The organism is Polyangium spumosum (assembly GCF_009649845.1).
In the GTDB taxonomy this organism is placed as follows: domain Bacteria; phylum Myxococcota_A; class Polyangia; order Polyangiales; family Polyangiaceae; genus Polyangium; species Polyangium spumosum.
Map to the genome: position 1 here is coordinate 23,256 of NZ_WJIE01000031.1, position 19,612 is coordinate 42,867.

At 65.7% G+C, this 19,612-nt stretch carries 15 protein-coding genes; 11 read left to right on the top strand and 4 right to left on the bottom strand.

Annotation, left to right across the window (positions count from 1 at the left end):
• Positions 1-9 precede the first annotated feature (9 nt).
• The 4 genes from pglX to GF068_RS41890 are packed head-to-tail and all read right to left on the bottom strand — an operon-like array spanning position 10 to position 9,001.
• The gene (gene pglX / locus GF068_RS41875; RefSeq protein WP_153825181.1) at positions 10-3,564 is read right to left on the bottom strand and encodes a BREX-2 system adenine-specific DNA-methyltransferase PglX; all 3,555 of its coding nucleotides are present in this window, start codon (positions 3,562-3,564) and stop codon (positions 10-12) included.
• 8 nt (positions 3,565-3,572) lie between these two features.
• Entirely contained in the window at positions 3,573-4,166 is a 594-nt protein-coding gene (locus GF068_RS41880; RefSeq protein WP_153825182.1) for a hypothetical protein, read from the bottom strand.
• Positions 4,163-8,260 (bottom strand): protein kinase domain-containing protein, encoded by a 4,098-nt coding sequence (locus GF068_RS41885; RefSeq protein WP_153825183.1) that lies wholly within the window; start codon positions 8,258-8,260, stop codon positions 4,163-4,165. Before GF068_RS41885 ends, GF068_RS41880 begins: the two co-directional genes overlap by 4 nt.
• Before the next feature lie 3 nt (positions 8,261-8,263).
• Complete coding sequence (locus tag GF068_RS41890) at positions 8,264-9,001, bottom strand: hypothetical protein (RefSeq protein ID WP_153825184.1); 738 nt, start codon at positions 8,999-9,001, stop codon at positions 8,264-8,266.
• Positions 9,002-9,365: 364 nt separating this feature from the next.
• Here GF068_RS41890 and GF068_RS41895 point away from each other — a divergent pair, with 364 nt between their 5' ends.
• The 11 genes from GF068_RS41895 (at position 9,366) to GF068_RS41945 (ending at position 19,595) form a co-directional block, all read left to right on the top strand.
• Positions 9,366-11,939 carry a DEAD/DEAH box helicase family protein gene (locus GF068_RS41895; protein WP_170320007.1) on the top strand — a complete coding sequence of 858 codons (2,574 nt, stop codon included), beginning with the start codon at positions 9,366-9,368 and terminating at the stop codon, positions 11,937-11,939.
• Between the two features lie 70 nt (positions 11,940-12,009).
• The gene (locus tag GF068_RS46770; RefSeq protein ID WP_153825186.1) at positions 12,010-12,666 is read left to right on the top strand and encodes a JAB domain-containing protein; all 657 of its coding nucleotides are present in this window, start codon (positions 12,010-12,012) and stop codon (positions 12,664-12,666) included.
• Positions 12,667-12,886: 220 nt separating this feature from the next.
• Complete coding sequence (locus GF068_RS41905; protein WP_153825187.1) at positions 12,887-13,051, top strand: hypothetical protein; 165 nt, start codon at positions 12,887-12,889, stop codon at positions 13,049-13,051.
• A gap of 438 nt (positions 13,052-13,489) precedes the next feature.
• The gene (locus GF068_RS41910) at positions 13,490-13,777 is read left to right on the top strand and encodes a hypothetical protein (protein WP_153825188.1); all 288 of its coding nucleotides are present in this window, start codon (positions 13,490-13,492) and stop codon (positions 13,775-13,777) included.
• 22 nt (positions 13,778-13,799) lie between these two features.
• Positions 13,800-14,441, top strand: a complete 642-nt coding sequence (locus GF068_RS41915) for a hypothetical protein (protein ID WP_153825189.1) — start codon at positions 13,800-13,802, stop codon at positions 14,439-14,441.
• Between the two features lie 101 nt (positions 14,442-14,542).
• Positions 14,543-15,487, top strand: a complete 945-nt coding sequence (locus GF068_RS41920) for a hypothetical protein (RefSeq protein WP_153825190.1) — start codon at positions 14,543-14,545, stop codon at positions 15,485-15,487.
• Between the two features lie 82 nt (positions 15,488-15,569).
• Entirely contained in the window at positions 15,570-16,715 is a 1,146-nt protein-coding gene (locus tag GF068_RS41925) for an AAA family ATPase (protein ID WP_153825191.1), read from the top strand.
• Between the two features lie 3 nt (positions 16,716-16,718).
• Entirely contained in the window at positions 16,719-17,888 is a 1,170-nt protein-coding gene (locus GF068_RS41930; RefSeq protein WP_153825192.1) for a vWA domain-containing protein, read from the top strand.
• Positions 17,885-18,286 (top strand): DUF6573 family protein, encoded by a 402-nt coding sequence (locus GF068_RS41935; protein WP_338046786.1) that lies wholly within the window; start codon positions 17,885-17,887, stop codon positions 18,284-18,286. The genes GF068_RS41930 and GF068_RS41935 overlap by 4 nt, the downstream gene beginning before the upstream one ends.
• 69 nt (positions 18,287-18,355) lie before the next feature.
• A complete protein-coding gene (locus GF068_RS41940; RefSeq protein WP_153825193.1) occupies positions 18,356-18,694 on the top strand; it encodes a hypothetical protein in 339 nt (112 codons plus the stop codon).
• A 157-nt stretch (positions 18,695-18,851) separates the two neighbouring features.
• Positions 18,852-19,595: a magnesium chelatase domain-containing protein gene (locus GF068_RS41945; protein ID WP_170320008.1), complete on the top strand. Its 744-nt coding sequence runs from the start codon at positions 18,852-18,854 to the stop codon at positions 19,593-19,595.
• Positions 19,596-19,612 lie beyond the last annotated feature (17 nt).

Consider the following 19,612-nt stretch of genomic DNA (forward strand, 5'->3'; position numbering starts at 1 on the left):
CCCTCCCATTCAGCGTTTGCCGCGCCCTCTGCCGCGCACCGGCTTCGCAACGCTCCTCCCCTCCGCCCACCGCCTCCCCATCTCCTCCGTCACCCCCGCATCCCCGACCGCTCCCTTCACGATCGCCGCAAACTCCTCCGCCGCATCCTTCGACTCCCACGCCACGTACGGCACCAGGAACCACGCTCCGTACAAGAGCCCGATCCGCTCCTCCAGCGGCACGCCCTCCGTCTCGGCCTGCTCGTCCAGCTCCAGCAGCACGCGCGCCCTTTGCCTGGGCGTCCAGCCGGCCCAGCCGAAGAGGGCGCCGGCGGGGCCTTCGCGGCGGGGGACCTCGGTGAAGGCGATGAAGCGCTCCTTGGGGACGTCGAGCTTGCCGCGGTGGTGCCAGTAGTCGGGCTTCTGGTAGTCGCTCGAGGCGTATTTCGGCGGGACCGGGATCGTGAGCTTTTCCCCGGCGTCTTCCCGGTGCTGCAGGCGCCAGGTCTCCTCCCAGGCGGCGCGCTTGACGAGGCCCTCGGGCTTGAAGACGTCGTATTTGTTGTTCGGGACGGCGTCGGCCTGGATGAGCTCGGCGGCGAGCTTTTCGAGGTCGAAATCGGCGCGGCCCTCGCGGACCTCGGCGACGGCGAGCACGGCGGGGTCGCCCTGGAGGGCGGCGGCGGCCTGGACGATGGTGAAGGGCTCCGTTCGTGTCTTCGCCCACGCCTCGATGCGATCGGCGAGCCATTCGGTGAGCGCGGCCTTTTCCTCGGCGGCGTGGTCGGGGCGGTACCAGCGGCGCTTGTAGGTGGGCTGCTCGACGAGGGCGAGGTCGCGGGAGGCCTCGGTGCGGGCGATGCGGGCCTCGACGAGGGCGCGCTCTCGGGGGTCGAGGGAGTCGGTCGTGGTGCAAGGCTGCCAGCCGTGGCGCTCGAACCAGGCGGTGGGGGCCTCGTCGGGCTCCTCGCCACGCGCGAGGGCCTCGCGGCGCTCGGCGTCGGCGCGGGCGAGGGTGATCTCGAAGGGGCGGAGGCCGGGGCGCAAGGGGGGGACGTCCTCGGGATCGCGGACCTCGGCGTCGGGGTCGATGCCGTAGAGCTTGTAACAGAGCCAGTCGAGCTCTTCCTGGAGGCCGACCATCTTGTAGAGGGCGTCGAGGTCGCGCTGGTGACGGGCTTCGAGGGCTTTGCGGAGGGGCGCAGGGCCGGAGGTGGCGTGGGCGTTGATGGAGGCGGGGGCAGAGTCTTCGACGCGTGAGCGGGCGAGGGCGTCAATGTGGGCGGCGAAGGCTTGGAGTTGAGGGTGGCTAATTGCGGCGATAGGGACTTGCTCTACCTTGGTGGCATTGGGTCGGATACGAAGCTCCCACACCTCGTCGCTGATGCCTCGACCATTGCCACCGCCGCCCATGTCTCTACAAATCTGCCTGAGATAAAAAGCGATGGCGGAGGAATTGAGCTGCGCTAACAATGTAAGATGCTCAGCTTTCGATTCGTGGCCGAGTTTGATGATTGGGGCGCTGCGATTGAATACACTGCCGCCGCGGTCCAGGATAAAATGATTATGTGTCGCAAACTCCGAATAGGCAATTGTTAGGGGGCTGCGAAGCTTGTCGGCGGTAAGTCGGCCAAACTCGTACCAACGCAGCCCACCCTCAACCTTCGTCTTGCCGCCAAAAAGAAGGCCGTTCGCGAGGTTCGTCCTATACAGCCATAGCAGCATTAGGCTTGGCTCAGTTGCGTCGAGTACACGCAATTCTGGTCCGTAAGGAAACATGGTGTGTTCAATTTCGCCAACAGACCAATTGCGAATGCTGTCCCCAGAAATCATCGGCCAGCAAAGGTGGCTGGGTAGCCCGATTCTTTGCCACGCTCGAAGGGGGCGTAAAAACACGTCATCTTCGAGCGTAAAGCTTGCGATACCCACGCTTTCAGCCATTCGGCTCACGATCATGTGTGCCGACTCCTCTAGTCGCGCCTTTAGTTCCGCGGCTCCCCCACCGCCGATACTCCAAGGATGCTTCGATAATGTTTGGCGAGACACCAGTGAAACAGAAACAAATTCGTCCTCATATCCAATGGTGCGATGTCCAGCGATCAGGCTAGTCCACGCCAGCCCGCGCGATGGGTCATTCGGCGTGACTGGTTCCCCTCGCTTTTTCATGGTGACAGGAATCACGTCAGAGGTCGGGGGCTTGGCCTTAATGAATAGCATGACTGTAGGGATGGCCGCCCCAGGGATGTAGACCCCAGAACTATCGAGGACCTCCTTGAGATCGAAGCGAGGTAATACCTTCTCAATTAGCTCTCGGCCGAACTCGTTTTTTGTGAATGAATTGGCGGAAATTAAGCCGATGTGCCCCTGATCGGTAGAAACCTGGATCATGCGCTCCACGAACGGTGCGCACAGCGAGTACTTCCCTGATGCCGATATGTACCTCCGAGACTTCCCGACCACTTCCTTCTGATAAGCACGCTTTCGTGCATCTTTCTCAACGTCAAAGGGCGGGTTTCCCACCACCACATGGAACCCTCGCCTCAAAATCGGCCTCAGCGCTTCCCTCACCTCCGGCCTCGTCAACAGCGCCTTCGGTTTCTCCACCTCGAATCCCATCCCCGGCAGCAATTGCTGCTCCGGCTCATCCCGCTCCACCTGCTCCAGCGCATCCGCCCAGTACACCTGCGGATGGAAATCGGAGGCCGCTGCAAGCTCGCTCTCCCTGCATAGTTCAAGCGCCGTCATCACGAGCCGCGCCCGCGCCAGCGCGCACGCGTAATCGTTGAGGTCGATCCCCACGACCCGCGCAAGACAATCCTTCACGACCTCCTTCACCGGCCGATCCCGGAACTTGTCCCGCATCCCGGCCACGAGCCGTTTGAACGCCGCAAGCAAGAAGTGCCCCGATCCACACGCCGGATCGAGCACCCGCACCGTCTCCACGCCCCATTCGTCGATCGCCGGCGTGAGCGTCTCGTCGAGGATGAAGTCGAGCACGAAATCCGGCGTCTGGAGTAGCGCATACCGCGCTTTGACGACCGGATCGAGGTCCTGATAGAGATCACCCATCAGCCGGCCATCGAAATGCTCGTCGTCGAACCGCCACCGCAGCGCGCCCGTGTCCGGATCCGGAGCCCTCCAGAAGCGCAAAAGGTCCTGCGAGCGCGCGTCCGAAGGCCACGCGACCTCGGCGGGCTGAGGCGAAAAGAGCTCGGGCAGACCGCCGTCGGGCGAGGCGAGGTCCGCGTAGACCCACCGCAGGTACGCCGTGTCGCCGAGGTTCGGCGCGAGGCGCTCGAAGAGGTCGTGCGACTCCCGATCGACGATCCGCAGCGGCCGGCAGAGGCCCCGATCCTCGAGCACGCGCACGTAGACCGACTTGAGCACCCAGAGCACGGCCGCGCGGCGCGCGAGGAGATCGGTCCAGACCATGAAGTCGTCGCCGACCTTCTCGTCGAGCCAGACCTGCCTGGCGCGCTCCTGGGCCTCCCCCGGGGTCCGGATCTGATCGCGCAGGTCGGCGGCGATGTCCGCGACGAGGCGGGAGAGGGCGGCGGTGAGGTCTTTGCGTTGCTGGAGGTCCATGAGAGGGACTACGTTCGCTGGTAGAGCAGTGCTTGGAGGTGGACGGGGGTCGCCGTCCCGATGTCGACGGTCCGGTGGAGCAAGTTTGTCGAGGCCATACCCTGAGTCGCCATCTCGACGAGTCGAATCCAGGTGGTCGCGTCGAAGCCAACTCCAACGATGATGGATGTGAGCCCTACGGGACTCACCTCGGAGCTGATGGAACAGAGCTGTTCAAAATCGGATCTCCAGGACCAGAATTGCTTGTGAGGGGTCCCCGCCTGGATGGCGACTTTCAACTCCACATAAATCGTATCGTCCGAATTGGGCTCGGCACTCACCCAAAGGTCAACGCATTTGGTGGGGCCACCAGCTTGGGGCTTTCTTTCGTAGAGCGGCGCATGATACTCGATGCCCACGTCGCCCCAGGTGCGTCCTCTACCCTCTCCCCTCCAGGGGGAGCGATTCCACTTCCTAGAGCACCAGTACGCGAGCTCCATCTTGAGCCAGCCCTCGAAGCTGCCACCGAAGGTTGCAATGCAAGCGAGCTTTTCGCGTTCCTTGGTCAAGTGCTCTGCGAACGCCTCGAATACGTCCTTCGCCGAGATCCGGTGGCTCTTCATACGATCCCCGGAATCTCGCCGAGCAGCGGCAACGTCGCCCCATCCAGATTGAACACCGGCGCCTTCTCGTTGAAGAGCACCTGCCTCTTCTGGATGATCCCCGGAACCACGAGCGCCCAGAACCCCCGCGACCCGGAAAGCGTCTCGTCGTAGAGCCTGCGCACGAGGTGCAGCGCATCACACGTGCCCAGAATGGCCGCATCCCCCACGACCACCACATTCCCCGGTTTGCCGTGCCGATCGAGGAGCGCCGCGAGCAGTGATTCCGCAGCCCGCGTGAGCTTCTTCCTTTGCGCCTTGAACCGCTCGGCGCGCACGTACTCCTCGAACCCCTCGTGCTCCATCCGCTCGAGCAGCTCGTGCTCGAACCGCACGAAGATCGCCTCCGGACCGAGCGCCTTGCGCACGCTCTCCGCGACCGCCACGTGTTTTTCCGGAGGCGCGACGATGAGGCGGTATCCCCGGGCCCGCGCCGCCGAACGCAGCATTTCCCCCGCGATCTCCTCGGGAGACTTGGCCTCTGTCCGAAGCTCGGGGGGCAGGGGATCCTGCTCGTGGGTATTCGCCTCGATCCCTTTCCCGCCCGCGGCCACGACGCGATCCCCTTCGAGCCGGCAATCGGGAATCTTGCCAAAGATCTCCGGGAGCTGTGCGGCCTCGGGCCAGATCAGGGCCTCGCCGAAGGCTTGTTCGAGATCCTGGCGGAGGTCGTCGAGCGTGACGGGGAGGCGAAGGCGGCGAAGGGCATACAGAATCGCCCGCTCGGGGTAGATCGGCGTCTCGAAGAGCTCTCCCGCATCCGTGAGTCGGAGATCGGAGAGCAGGCGGACCGCGAGGGCGAGCGGATCGAGGTCGTACTCGGGCAAGAGCGGGCGCAAGGAGCGGCGCGCGGGTTCGGCTTCGGAGAGGGGCCATATGCGCGCGATCTCCCGGGCGGCATCGAGGAAGGTGCGGAGCGTGCTGGCCGAGAAGTGCGGGCGCAGGAGGAGCGGAACCGAGACGTCGGACAAGGGATCGAGCCACGTCAGCGAGGCCGCATGCCGCCGCGCGAGAAGACGCAAGAGGCCCATGGGCTCGATGTCATCGCCGCGCGGGAAACGACCATCGATCGCGCTCACGGCTTCGTCGGCGCGAAGGATGCCGCCGGCTGCGCCGAGGTGCGCTTCGACGAGCTCGACGACGTCCTCGAGCGTACGAGCGTCGAGGAGATCGAGGGCACGGCCAAGCGCGCGGCTCACCTCGGACTGGGAGACGACGAGCTCCGCGGCGACTTGCTGTTGCGTCTGAACGGGGCCACGGAAGCCGAAGAGGGCTTCCACGACCGCGAGCTGGTAACCCTGCAAGGGACGCGCCGCGCGTGCCCAGATCGCTTCGAGCGACGCGGGCGGGCCTTCCCCGGCGCTGCGCTCCGCGAAGGACTGGAGCGCGTGGACGATCTGAACGACGCTGTTCTTGCTGACGCCGGAGATGCCTTCGAGGTCTTCCCGGGTAGCGTCGGCGAGCCTGCCGACCGTCGTGAGCCCGTGGCGGACCAGCGTGTCTGTGAGCTTCTCGGACAAACCGAGCCCGTGAACGGGAGCGGGATCGCCGATGAGCGTGGGCCAGAGCGGTTTGCGTTCGGTGGAGACGTCCGTGGATGGCGCAACGCCCTGCTCGATCAGCGCTCGCCGTAACGCGAGCACCTCGCCACACTTCTTGGTGCCGAGGTTCGGGAGGCGGCGGACTCGCTCCTCGTCGAGCGCGACGAGCTCGCCTTGCGTGTGGATGCCCGAGCGACGAAGGACGGTGACGGAAGCCGCAGACAGAGACGTCGCGCTGAGCGGCGTACGCGCGCTGTCCGAGGGGTTCTCGGGCTTGGGCGGTGGTGCAGAGGTTGGCCTGCGTCCGCCGAACGCCTCGAGAAGCGCCGCGCGCATGGCCACGGCAGAGGCGTAACGGCGCTCGGGTTGGGGATCGAGCGCCTTGCGGAAGAACGGCACGAGGCCAGGCGGCTCGAGCTCGTCGTCCTCGATGGCGGGCAGCTCGCCCGGCGCAGGCGCGCGGCCATCGAACGCGTGGCGGCCCGCGTAGAGCTCGAAAAGGCAGAGCGCCGCCGCGTAGCGATCCGACTCGTGGCTCCACACGCGCAGCGCGGGATCACGGTAGAGCGAGGTGCCGACGAGCATCTCGTCGACGGGCGTGCCAGCGAGCGAAAAGTCGATGAGCGTGAGGCCCTCGTCACCCACGACGAGGTTGTCCGGCTTGATGTCCTTGTGCGTGATGCTGCGCTCTTCGAGGTACGCGAGCGCGGCGAGGAGATCCTCGGCGTAGCGGCGCAGGACACGTGTGTCGGGGTCGGGATGATCGAGGAGCCAGCGGGAGAGGGACTGCCCGCGCACGCGCTCCATGACCATCGTGAGCCGGTCGCGGATCACGTTCGAGAGATCGACAACCTTGACGACGTTCGGATGATCGAGCCCGACGAGCGCCTTGTACTCGTTCCGGAGCGCTTCCTCGGCATGCTCGTCAGGCCGCGCGACCTTGAGCGCTCGCGTCGAGCCGCTGACGAGATGCCGCGCGGCGTAGACCGTGGCGAGGCCGCCAGCACCCAGGCGACCGCGGATCTCGTAGTCCGGGCCGATACGCGTCCCTTCCTCGAGGTTCTCGGGATCGAACGCCGGGGCGGGCTTCGTGTCGGCGACGCTCATCGCCCGTCCTTCGACGGCGCGAAGCACGGCCTTGATGGCCTCCTCGACACTCGTGAACCGATCCGCGGGCCGCAGCGCGAGCATGCGGGAAACGGCTTCATCGAGGCTCTGCGAGGCAATCCCGCCCATGACGTCGCGCAGGCGCGGCACGTGGCCATGGCGGCGCAGGAGCTCCTGCGTGGAGTCGAAGAGCGGGCGCTTGGCGACGAGGAAGGCCAGCAGCGCGCCAAGGCCGAACTGATCGCTGCGAGGCTCGGCGCTGGAGAAGCCCTGCACGACCTCGGGAGCGGCCCACTTCAGACGCTCGTCGGTGAGCGTGCTGATCGCGATCGTGTGGCGCGAGCTCATCTGCTTGGCGAGGTCGAAGCCGGTGACCCGCACGTCGGGTTTGTCCAGCTCGTTCTTGACGATGACGACCTCTGGCCGGAGCAGGCGATGCACGACGCCCTGCCGGTGCGCGTAGTCGATCGCGTCGGCGACCTTGCGCCAGAGCTCGACGACCGCCGCGAGCCACTCGCGCCCGCTCAGCTTGGAGCGATGTTTTTCGACCCAGGTCGGGAGGGAGACGCCGTGGAAATACTCGAACGGGAGGCAGATCCCGGCCTCGTCGTTGAACGGCAGATCGGCATGGAGGATGTACGGATGCGTCGCGAGCCGCGCGAGCACCTGCGCCTCCCACGCGCAGCGCTCACGCATGCGCTCCTGCACCGCCTCGCTGTCGAGCGGGCGAACGAGGTAGATGCGGAGCGCGCGCCGTTGCCCCGAGATCCCATGCTTGGCGAGGTGCTCGACGAACCGCTCCGTCTGCTCGAGCGTGGCCTCGATCTCGTATTCACGGATGCGTTTCGTGGGTCTCTGCCGGGCATCGGCGCCTCGGAGCAGGCGATCCAGCTCCTCCGCTGCATGCTTGTCGAGCGGCGGCGTGGGCCCGCGTGAGGAGCGTTTCTGCAGCGCGGCCGGGTTTTGAAGCTCGGAGAGAATGGTTTCTCGTGCGTGAACCCTGCTCTCGCTAGCGGGGCCGATGATCTGGACGCTGCGCGCCTGGTAGAGGAAAACGAGCCCCTCGACCCAGACACGCCCTGCGTCTTCGCTGGCGCGCCGCAAGCAGCTCTGGAGGACCTGTGCCGTTTTGCGGTTCAGCCGGAGCGGGCTGCGGATTGGCTCTGGGACGTACCAATCGTTATCATTGCCGAAGATCTCTCCGCGATATCCCTTGATCTCGACGACGTACACGGCGTGCGGGGCCGCGACGACCGCATCGAGCTCGTAAACGGCGCCCGTGCGCTCGGCGATGAATGCATTCGAATAAACCGTGAAGGAAGCCGGTAGCCCGTCGACCAGATAACGGATCGCGGCTTTCTCCACTTCATGCGCCGTCTCGCCGAGCTGGATGTGTTTCGCGGGCATGGTTCAAACGAGGAGAATGGTGGCGCTCGGAAACCACCCGGCCTGCTCGAGGGTGGTCTTGGTGAAAAAACCACCCTTGTCGGGATCCATACCGATCACGTAGTCGAGCTCTCCGCGCCGCTCCCGCGTCTTGGTGAGCTCGCGGTCGACGATTACGGGCGGAGCGCCGCGCAGCTCGCACTCGACGGCGACGAGCCCGGCGAGCGTGAGCTCCTGCCACGTGCCGACGACGATCGTGAAGACGTCCTGCAGGTAGATGTCCCGCTGCGTCTGGACGATGTGGTGTGCGAGCTGGCCTCCCGTCCCGGGGAGCTCGAGGACATGCTGATGCGGCTTGATCTTGTGCAGATCGGCGCGTGCCATCCGGGTCGGGAGGCCGAGGCGCTTGGCCTGGGCGGCGATGTACTCGGCGGAGGGAGCGTCGAGGGAGGCACGCGGGAGCTCGGCGAGCCAGTCGTCGAAGACCTTCGCTGGTACATCGCGCAAAGACGTATCGGAGCCGAGGATCTCGGCGACGCGGAAGGGACAGGGCTGGGTGACAGCCGCGTCTTCGAGGAGGAGCTCGACGAGCGCAGGAGTGCGGAGCCGGCCGCGGAAGCGGGTCCAAGTCGCGTGCCCGGGCTCGAGAAGGCGCTTTGGACGACGCCCGAGAGCCTCCTCGCGGGCGAGGGCATGGAGGACCGCGGCGAGGTAGGTAGCCGTACGGGTGACGCCGGAGGCGAGGGTGGGGAACGCGAGCACGGGGGGCGCAGTGTCGCGGATGTGTGGGATAAAGTCCAGAGGGGGCGGAGAGGATCGTCGAGGGTGGGTTGGAAGCAGTTTGATGGGCAGGGGGCGATCCCGGGAGTGCCTTTGTACGAGTCTTCGTCTCGCATGGAGGCAGGCCACAGACGGACAGATGGGCTCTGTCCCGGAGGCGGGGTTTGACCTCGTGCTCACGCAGGCTGGCCTAGTAAGTTGCAATCCTACGGAGGGGCCACCGGGCAAGCAGACTCGTCGTTGTAACGCGCTTAAGAATGCGGCGAGTTGGGCGCGATTTGCGGTATCAGTACCGAGTCGCCCCAGTTCCATACGCTGCGGTGCGCCCTTGGACGCGGAGAAAATCTTGAGCGAAGCCCAGCCGTCATCGCGCTTCTATGCGAAGTCCTTGCCCTTGCCGGAGTGCCGCGAGCTCCCGCAACTCGACCCCGCCCCGCACCAGGCGCGGGCGCTCAAGAAGCTCGACCGCTGGTACGCGAACCTCGGGCGTTACGGTGGAGGCGGTGTCCTCGTGCTGCCAACGGGCGGCGGGAAAACCTTCACGGCGGTTCGTTTCCTCTGCGCCGGCCCACTGTCGGATGGCTACAAGGTGCTCTGGCTCGCGCATACGCACCATCTGCTCGAGCAGGCATTCGACAGCTTTCGCGAAGAGACCGTCGGAAGCGTCCGCGAGCCGCGGCGCGCACTGCGGCTCCGCGTCGTTTCGGGGACGCCGGGACACTTCCCGCCGCGTGATGTCCGCCCGGATGACGACGTGGTCATCGCCACGCTGCAGACGGTTACACACGCGTACCGCGAGCAGCAGAAGCAGCTCATGAGCTTTCTGCGCGCGGCCGGGAAGAAGCTCTTCGTGGTGTTCGACGAGGCGCATCACGCGCCTGCTCCGAGCTACCGGAAGCTACTCCAGGCCTTGCAGGCCACGCCCGCGCCTGTCCTCGGACTGACGGCCACGCCGCTCTACTCGGACGAAAGCAGGCAAGGTTGGCTGAAGAAGCTTTTCCCTGACGGTATCCTCGATCAAGCTCGTGCGACGGATCTCATCGCAGCCGGCGTGCTCGCGAGGCCCAAGGCCGTCCCGGTGAAGACCGCGTACACGCCGACGTTCAACAGCGCAGAGTATGCGAAGTGGCTCGGGACATTCAAGGACGTGCCCGAGCACGTCATCGACGCGCTTGCGGACAACAAGGAGCGCAACGCGTTCATTGCGAAGGTCTACGCGGACAATCGCAAACAATGGGGCAAGACGATTATTTTCACCGATCGGTGGTTCCAATGCGAGGCAATCGCCGAGGCACTCGGAAAACACGGCGTCAAGGCTGGCAGCGTCTACTCGCACGTCGACGCGCGCCCGTCCACCGTCGCGCAGCGGCAGCGACGGGACCCTGACGAGAATAAACGTGTCCTCGACCGATTTCGAAAAGGCGAGATCCAGGTTCTCACCAACGTCCGCATGCTCACCGAGGGAACGGATATCCCCGATGTGAAGACGGTCTTTCTGACCCGTCAAACGACGAGCCGCATCCTGCTCACGCAGATGGTCGGTCGCGCGCTGCGAGGGCCCAAGTTCCGCGGGACCGCCGAAGCATACATCGTCTCGTTCGAGGACGACTGGCGCCAGCAAATCCAGTGGGCGGAGTTCGAATTGGCCGATGGCGGAACCAAGGAGGGGACGGCGAAGCAGGTAGAACGCCCGCCGCTGCAGCTCATCTCGATCGATCTCGTCAAGAAGCTGGCCCGCCAGATGACAGACGGTATCAACATCACGCCGGGCCCGTTCCAGACGCTGATCCCCGTGGGATGGTTCCGAACGCAGTTCGATGCGCGCATCGACGGCAGTGACGACGTGGAGTACCAGGACCTGCTCGTCATGGTATTCGAGGACGAGCGCAAGGCTTTTGATGCGCTCATCAAGAAGTTGCTCGCTTCGGTCCTCGAGTCACTCGCGAGCGAGGACGCGACGCTGGACCAGCACCGGGGACAGATCGAAGGGTGGCGAAATCGCTTCTTCGAAGGCGCCAGCCGTAACGCGTCCGATCTCGATGCCGACATTTTCCTGATCGCCCGCCACGTGGCGCAGCAGCGGGACAATGCTCCGCGGTTCTACCCCTTCGAGATGCGCGTCGAGCACGACCTGGACAAGCTCGCGGAGAGCTTCATAGACCGCGACTTAGGCCCCAGGGCAATCGATGAAGCCCTACGGGCTGAGTATGACAGGCCGGATCGCTTCTGGCGCACGCTGTTCCATCGTTATGAGCAGCTTCGGCACTTCTACGAAGGCTGCCAGACGCGCATTTTGAGCGAAAGGCGCGGCGAGGTTCCCGGTCTTCCACCTCGGCCAGCAGCGCCGCCGCATCAGCTCGAAACTCCCAGCATCTCGGAGCCGGACGAGCAGGTCAAGACAGAGGTGAAGGAGCGAGACGGCTACGTGTGCCTGGCTTGCGGGGCGCGCAGGTCTTTGCAGGTGGATCACATTGTCTCCGTGTACCACGGAGGCTCGAACGAGCCCGGCAACCTGCAGACGCTCTGCGGGCTGTGCAACAGGATGAAGGGCACGACGAGGATCGACTTTGCCAACCACGCGACCCAGCTCCAGCGCGCACTGTCGGCGTTTCCCGCAGCGCCAACGCCGCGCGCCGCAGACGCCGCAAATCCCGAGCAGTGGGAGAAGTTCCTGAGGCGAACCATTAACTTCTTCTTCCAGTGTGCTGCGGTCGACAGCGTGGAGATCGCAGGGCGGGGCGATGGATACTATAATTGGAAGGTGACCCTCATGAGCGGCAACCGACCGGACTGGCTCACGCCGCACCTCCCTGATGTGGTCGAACGCATTCAGAGGGTTCGCGATGCTGGGCGGAAACCGCGCATCGCAAGTTTGCGGATTGAAGCGCCCGGCCATAGGTACGTCGTGCACCGCGAGTGAACAGGGCGGCAGCAATTCACTGGTATTCAGCGGGGATAAGAGCGACGGCAAAGGAAAGGAGCTCTTCCCCGTGGTCGCCCCGAACGAAGATCCCCCTTCGACATACCATGTCGACATCCAACAACTGGCCGCCTCGACACTGATCGACTCCGTGCTCGGACGCCCCGGCGTCGCAGCCCATCTCCTCGAATCCCTCGGCAACCTCTCCTCCCTCGCCCGCCTCTCCCCCGAAGCGCTAACCGAACGCTTCGCCCTCACCCCCGACGAAGCCACCCGCATCCTCGCCGCCTTCGAACTCGGCCACCGCCGACTCATCGAAGGTACAGACGCCCCCCGCATTCTCTCCTGTCAGGAGGTCGTCGCTTGGGCCCACCCGCGACTCGGACACCTCGTGCACGAGGAGATGCACCTCCCCGCGCTCAGCGGTCAGGGGGCCCTCCGCGGAACTCGCCTCATCGCACGAGGCGGCCTTCACGCGCTCGCCGTTCGTCCCTCCGACATCCTGCGCGCCGGCCTCGAGCTCGCCGCGTCCGGGTTCGTGCTGATCCACAACCATCCGAGCGGAAATCCGGACCCCTCGCCCGAGGACATCGCTCTCACCCGGCGCGTGCAGGAATCCGCAGACCTGCTCGGGATGCCGCTCGTCGATCACGTCATCGTGGTCGCGTCGGGACGGTTCAGCTCGTTTGTCGCGAACCAGTGGACGAGCCAGCCGGCATCGCAATAATCGTACGAATTGGGAGATAAGAATCACGAGGAACCCCTCAAACCCTGGAGGTCACCGTGATGTCTCGTCTTTCCCGCTTCCTTCGCGACCCCAAGGCGGTCAGCAAGGCGCTTCGCATCGCAGCGGCCGTCATCACCCTGGTCGCGCAGATCATCACTATCTGCCTGGGCTGAGGAGCGACCTCGTCCCAATTCAATCCTAAAGGTATACAGGAGAACCCATGCCCATCACGCCCAACGCCGCTCCGACGAACCCCGAGAACCCCGGCACCTCGTTCATCAAGCGCGTGCTCGACAACGACAGCACGAAGAAGGGCGCCGCCGCCCTCGTGGCCGGCGTCGTGCTCGCGGTCGTGACCGAGGCCATCTGGCCCTCCAACTCGTAGCGGACATCCTCGGCGAGGCGCTGTTCGACGAACTGCGGCGCCGCCTCAAGGACATCGGCCCCGTCGCCGACGACACGCTCGAATGGCTTCGTGAAGCGGCACGCCCGCCACCGGGCGTCGAGCTCGTCAGCGAGGACGGGGCCATGTTCACCGGTGTCGTGTTCGTCGAGCGAAACCGACCCGTGGCGATGCTGGCATTCCGGCATGCGCCCACGCGGTCGGCGCCTCGCTACGGTCCGCCCCAATACCCCAACCAACACCCGCCTCCCCATCAGCGCCACCTCTTCGACGAAGACGAGGAGGAGCCGCCGCCGGCCTGGAGGCCCAGCAGGTTGTGGGATCGCTGAAAGCGTTCATCGTCCGTCGACCAGGGCGTCCTGCTGGCACGCAATGACGTGCTCCGGGGCGCCCTTCTGTTTTCCGGATAAGGAGATTCCCATGCGCGTCAATGGCCGCACGCTTCGCTACTCCACCCTCGCCGAGCGGCGCATGTTCCTCTCGCTCGGCATCACGGAGCTGCGCGTGCCGCGTTCCATGAACCCGTACACGGTCGCCCGGCGAATCGCTCGGGCGGCGAAGAACAACACGCCCGATATGGAGCTCGTCAAGAGCCTCGCCACGCAGTCGAAGCGTGCCCCCGACCAGGCGCCGGGGCCGTCGCCGGACTTCGATCGGCCCGAGCCCGTGCTGCCGGAGCCGCACGAGCCGCTCCATGCCGCGGCGTAGCAGCCTCGAAGAGTTGCGGTGCGTGCTTCGGATCGCGGAGCCCAATACGAAGAGCCTTAGCCGATACCTCGAGGAGACGTCCGAGCATGTGGCCATTCTCCTCGGGGTCGAGCGCGAGGCTCTCGAGCAGCTCGTCGGCAATCCCGACCGTGAAGTGGGGCCGAAGCTCGAGGCCCTGCTTCACAGGCGAGCAGAAGCGCAGGAAGTCAGGCGCGCGGAGCGGGCGGCCCAGATCGCCGGCTCTGCCGCCGAGCATCTCGCTCGCACAGCCGTGTGGCGCGAGGGGCGGGCGCATCTCGACCCGAGCATTCTCTTCGGTGCCATCCTTGCGGATGTGGGGCACAAGTTCATCGCGTTTCACGGCGGACGTGCCTTCGAGGTCCGCATGCTGCGCCATACTTTGTGGAGCGCGGGCGATGCGCTCTCCCGGCACGATGACCTCGTCGTCTGGGTGGATGCCGAGGGGCTTCACTTCCGCTGGAAGAACGGGCGGGGCGGCCTGAACTTCCTTTCGCAGCACGTGTCCGCGCGCGACATCGCGTACGGGCTGCACGTGTATCTCACACCGCCAGTGCAGCGGCCGAGCGTGCACCGGGCGCAGCGGCCACCGCGGCGTCCGGTCTCGCTGGGCGATGAAGTCGTGAACATGACGCTCTTCGCGTAGCGCCTCGCGACAACGTATCACTGCGACGAACCACGTCTGCGGTGCCCTCTCTTCGGACGGCATGCTTGCAAGGGCATTGCGTCCTCTCCTCGGACAACCCCATGACCAGCAGCGCTGCTTCGACCCTCTCCCGGTCCCAGCGCCGTGTCGCCGCCGCCGGAGGTCGCCATATCGGCGACATCGTCGGATGGAACACGGAGCGCATCAATGTCTCCCGCGAGGATGCTCGGAAGCTCCTCGAGCCCGAGAAATTCGAGCATCTCATCGTGGACATGGACCCCGCCACGGCGCTCTCCCGCGCTGCCGGCGAGGTCAAGCGGCCGGCGAACATCCTCGTCCGGCCGTTCTCCCGCCCGAACGTCGACACGCCCGCGTCGTTCGGGGTGTACCTGCAGAACAAGAACGACGGCGAGAAGGGCGACAGCGTCGTCTGCGGCGCGCGATGCCGCGTCGATTCTGGTGGCAATCGGATCGTCTCCCTGCCTCCCGAGGGAGGCGCCGGGCTTGAGGCGGCCCTCGCACACGCCGAGAACATCGCCGCCCACGCGAATCATCTCGTCACGCATTGCGAGACGCGGGACATCTCCAATGTCCTCGTCGCCATGGTGAAGGCCCTCTCGGGTGTGCCCATCCGCAACCGCGGCGGGCTCTACCTGCTTCCGCCGCCGTCCTGCGGCACGTGGAAGCGCCTGAAGCCCGCGCTCGAAGAGTTGCGCGTCGAGCCCCTCACCATCGAGATGCACGACGCTCCGGACAACCTCGCCGTCGCGAAGTCCGCGGCGCAGAGCGCGCTCGAGTCCGACATCGCCGAGCTCCTCACGGATCTCGAAAAGGCGAAGACCGACGGCATGCGGCAGGACGCGCTCTCGCGGCGGGTGCAGTTCTGCAACGAGCTCGTCGCCAAGGCCGAGCTCTACCGCGGCGTGCTCGCGGGCGTCTCCGATAAGATCACCACCAGGGTGAAGGAGCTGCAGGACAGCTTCCAGCGCCAGCTCTCGGGCGGTGGGAGCGGCGGGCCGTCGTTCTCCATCGCCGTGAACGACTGATTGCACGACAAACCGGCTCCGTCTCGGGCGACACCGGGGCGGGGCGCCGCCGCGGCTTCAACCAGTCGCGGATTTCCACAACATGAAAAAGAACGGTTCCATCGACATGGGCTCCGTCCGCGCACGGTTCCGCGCCGTGCGTGACGGGCTCAACGCAGCTTTCCGGGAGCGCGAAGACTCGATCGAGTGCATCTTGCTCGCCGCACTCGCGCAGAGCCACGCGCTGCTCGTCGGGCCTCCGGGCACGGCGAAGAGCGCGCTCTTCTTCGGGTTCCTCGCGTCGTTCCCGGACGCGCGGAAGTTCCAGACGCTCGTCACGAAGTTCGGCACCGAGGACGAGTACTTCGGGCCGGTGAAGCTCTCGGCGCTCAAGAACGACCTTTGGGAGAGGAACCTGGATGGCCGTCTCGCGGCCGTCGAGTGCGCCTTCCTCGACGAGGTCTTCAAGGGCTCGGACAGCGTGCTCAATGCATTCCTCTCCGCGATGAACGAGCGGCTCTACAAGGGACAGCCGATCCCCCTGCGGCTGCTCGTCGGCGCGTCGAACGAGCTGCCCGAGGAGGAGATCCTCGCGGCGATCTACGATCGTTTCCTCCTGCGCGACGTCGTCGAGTACGTGCAGGCGGATGCCACGTGGATGCATCTCGTGGCTGCGCCGCCCGAGTACAAGCCGGCGGCGCAGATTGCCCTCGCGGAGTGGGATGCCGCTTGCAAGGACGTGCAGCGGCTCGAGCTGCCTCAGCGTGTCGTCGAGGAGCTCCTCCGGCTCCGTACCGCGCTGAAGGCGGACGGCCTCGTCCTCTCGGATCGGCGCTGGATCGCGCTCACACGTGTCCTCAAGGCCGCGGCGTGGCTCGACGATGCGCCCGCGGTCGAGCTCGATCACCTCTCCGTCCTGAAGTACGGGCTCTGGAACAAGCCCGAGGATCGGGCGCGTGTCGTCGCCGTGCTGCAGACGGTCGAACGCTCCGTCGTCGCGCAGGCGATCGATATCGTGGACGAGGCGCTCCGCGGACACGCGAATCGACCGACGGAGCCGGCGGCGTATCAGTCCGCATTGCCCCAGCTCGCGGACAAGGTCACGGAGGCGGGCAAGCGCGTGCAGGACATGCTGAAGAACGGCGTGTCGCGCCGTGCTCACGCGCGCATCCAGCCGAAGCTCGACGAGCTCAAGAAGGCCCACGACGCGCTCACGGCCGACCTCTCGAAGCGCTACGCGCTGCCGTAGGCCATGGGCACGTTCTTGCAGGCGAGGCGCCGGCATCTCTGCGTCAAGGAGGCTTCCTTCGAGGACGCGGAGAAGGCCGGTGATCTGTGGAATGCGATCGTGGGGCTCGGGCGGGATCCGCCGATGCGGTCCTTTGCAGAGGCCGTGAGGGATACGGTTCCCGCCGAATACATGGCCTTTCTCGCCCTCGACGAGGTCGGCGCGGCCTACGCGTTCGGGCTCTTGTGGAAGGCGGGAAAGCACGTCCCGGAAGGTGCCTCGGCCTTCGAGATGCGCAGCGCTGCCCGCGAAGAGTGGGCGACGTTCGACAAGAAGGCGAAGCAGGTCAAGCACCTGTCGGACGGGTTTGGCTGGGATCTCTCGGCGGCCTGGGCGCAAGTCCGGCAAGTGGATGCTGCGGGAGACGACATGGATCGGGTCGAGCGTATTGCTCGGCTGGCAGGGCGCATGTTCGCCTCGCTCCGCGGCGCCCACGCCAGCAAGGTCCACGGGGTCTCGGGCGAGGTGTACTCGGTCGAGCAGGGCAATGATGTCGCCCGGCTTCTGCCGGCAGAGACGGTGCTCCTGACCGATCCGCAGATCGAGATTGTTGCCCTCGAACGAATCGCCTCTCGCCGGGCCGCGCAGTACGCGGTCCGGGGAGCGACGAAGAAGTCGAAGGGTCCGCTCGTGCTGGCGCTCGATGAATCGGGCAGCATGTCCGGAATCCGGAACGAGTGGGCGAAGGCCGCTGCGGTGGCGCTCGCTCGCGTTGCTGCTGCAGAGGATCGGCCCGTAGCGGTGGTGCATTACGCGACGTCCACCGTGGTGCAGGTCGTGAAGCCCGGAGACAGCGCTGGGGTCGTGAAGATGATCCTTCACTTCCTCAGCGGTGGAACGGCAATCGGCCTGGCCCTCGGCGTCGCAGTGGATCAGGTGAAGGCGCTCGCGCAGAAGGGCCAGCACGGCGCCGACATCATCCTCGTCACGGACGGCATCGACCGGAACGAGGAGGAGCAGAAGAAGTCGGTCGACGCGGCGTCGAGCATCGGCGCGCGGCTCTGGACGGTGGCGATCGAGTGCTCCATCGCGGAGGACTCGCCGCTCCGGAAGCAGGCCGCGCAATACACCGAGCTCAACGACAAGGCGATGACCGAGGGCTCGAGCATCACGCTGCTCGCGGGGGCAACGTGAGCGACGAGGATGACGATGTCGGTGGAGAGTTTGTCCTGATTGCGGCTTACAGCCGCAGGCAGGCGCTCGAAGACGGCACGCTCGTCGACGTCACCGAGCTGGCAAAGCAGGCCGGGATCAAGGCGCCGGTGGCGCTGACGCGCTCCGTCTGGGAGAAGTACGTCGAGCTGTCGCCGGCCGCGGAGAAAGCGGGAAATGACACCACGGGCAGGCTCTGGGATGTCCTCTGGATGTTCCGCTGCGCCGCCCTGCAACAACCGGATGAAGCTGAAATCCGGTACGAGTTGCATGTCGTCACCGACGCGATCGAACCGTCCCTCGTCGAGCTGAAGGCCATGTTTGGGCCCGGCGACGACGGTGAGGCGGTCATCACGATCCTCTTGCCTGAAGAGGATTGAGCGACAAACCAACAACAAGAATGCGGCGTGCGGTTCTTCGTGCGCCGCATTCCCTTTTCAGGGAGACACATGTCGTCCAAGCAGTCGCCCACGAAGACCGCGGAGACCGAGGATCAGGACCGCGTGGAGGAGTGCATGGCCTCGTTCGCGCTCGCCAGCGACGGGCACGTCTACATCCACGAGGACGAGCTGCCCGCCGACAAGCGGCGCGGTCGGAAGGAGTGGCGGGGCGTGAGGCTGACGCGCGCCGAGACGGAGTTCTTCGCCGAAGAGGTCGAGCTCATCATGCCGAACGTGGCCGTCGCGCTGCGGACCGCCATCGAGAAGGGCAAGCTCGGCAGCCAGGAGCCGCCCGAGGGCGCCGAGCCGGTGAACCCGGGGACGGGGCCGGAGTCGGGCGTCTTCTGATCGGACTGGGCCCGGGGGCATCTGCCTCCGGGCCCGCTTCTTCCTTTTCACAATCAATCGTCCGAAGGGAGTCGATATGGGGAAGCATCCCCAGTCGGAAAAGTGCCTCCGGAGTGAGGTTCTTTCCATTTCGCTCACGGGCCTCGTCGCGTCGCTCGTGAGCATCGTCGTCACGATCGAGACGGGCGCGAGCATGTTCCAGCTCATCGGTCTGGCCGAGGTGAGCCTTCGGGAAACCAGGTTGCGCGTCCTGTCCGCGCTGGCGCAAGTCGGCCTGCACATCGACGGGTACAGCATCAAGGTTCAGATCTCCCCCGCTGGCCTTCGGAACGAGGGATTCTTCGACCTGGCCATCGCGACAGCCGTAATTCTTGCCTTCGAGAAGAAGACGCTGCCGGGCACCGTCGTGCTCGGCGAGCTGTCCCTCTCGGGGGGAGTGCGACCCGTTCGCGGGGTGCTGCCGGCGTTGCGGGGTGCGGCGAGCAAGGGGATCCAGCATGCGATCGTGCCCCGTGCCAACCTCGCGGAGGCTGCGAGCGCATCGGAGTTCGACGTGTGTGTGGCGGGGAAGTTGGATGCCGTGCAGGACTACCTGTGTGGAGCCAGCGAGCTTGAGCGCGCAAGCATTCCATTCCGACCGAAGCAGCCTGCGGCGCTCGATCTCGCGGACATGCGCGGGATGGCATCCACGCGGCGGGCAATCGAGATCGCGGCGGCAGGCCAGCACTCGATTCTCTTCATCGGCCCGCCCGGTGCTGGAATCACGATGGCCTCGCGCCGCATTCCCACGATCCGGAACGTGTCAACGCGAACGAGACAGCGCCGTCGTGAATTCTATGAGGGTGCGGCTACAACAGCGGCAGCTCGCGCCTCGCGTCGCGGCGTCTTCGCCGCGGCGTGAGGCGCACTCTGGTTTCT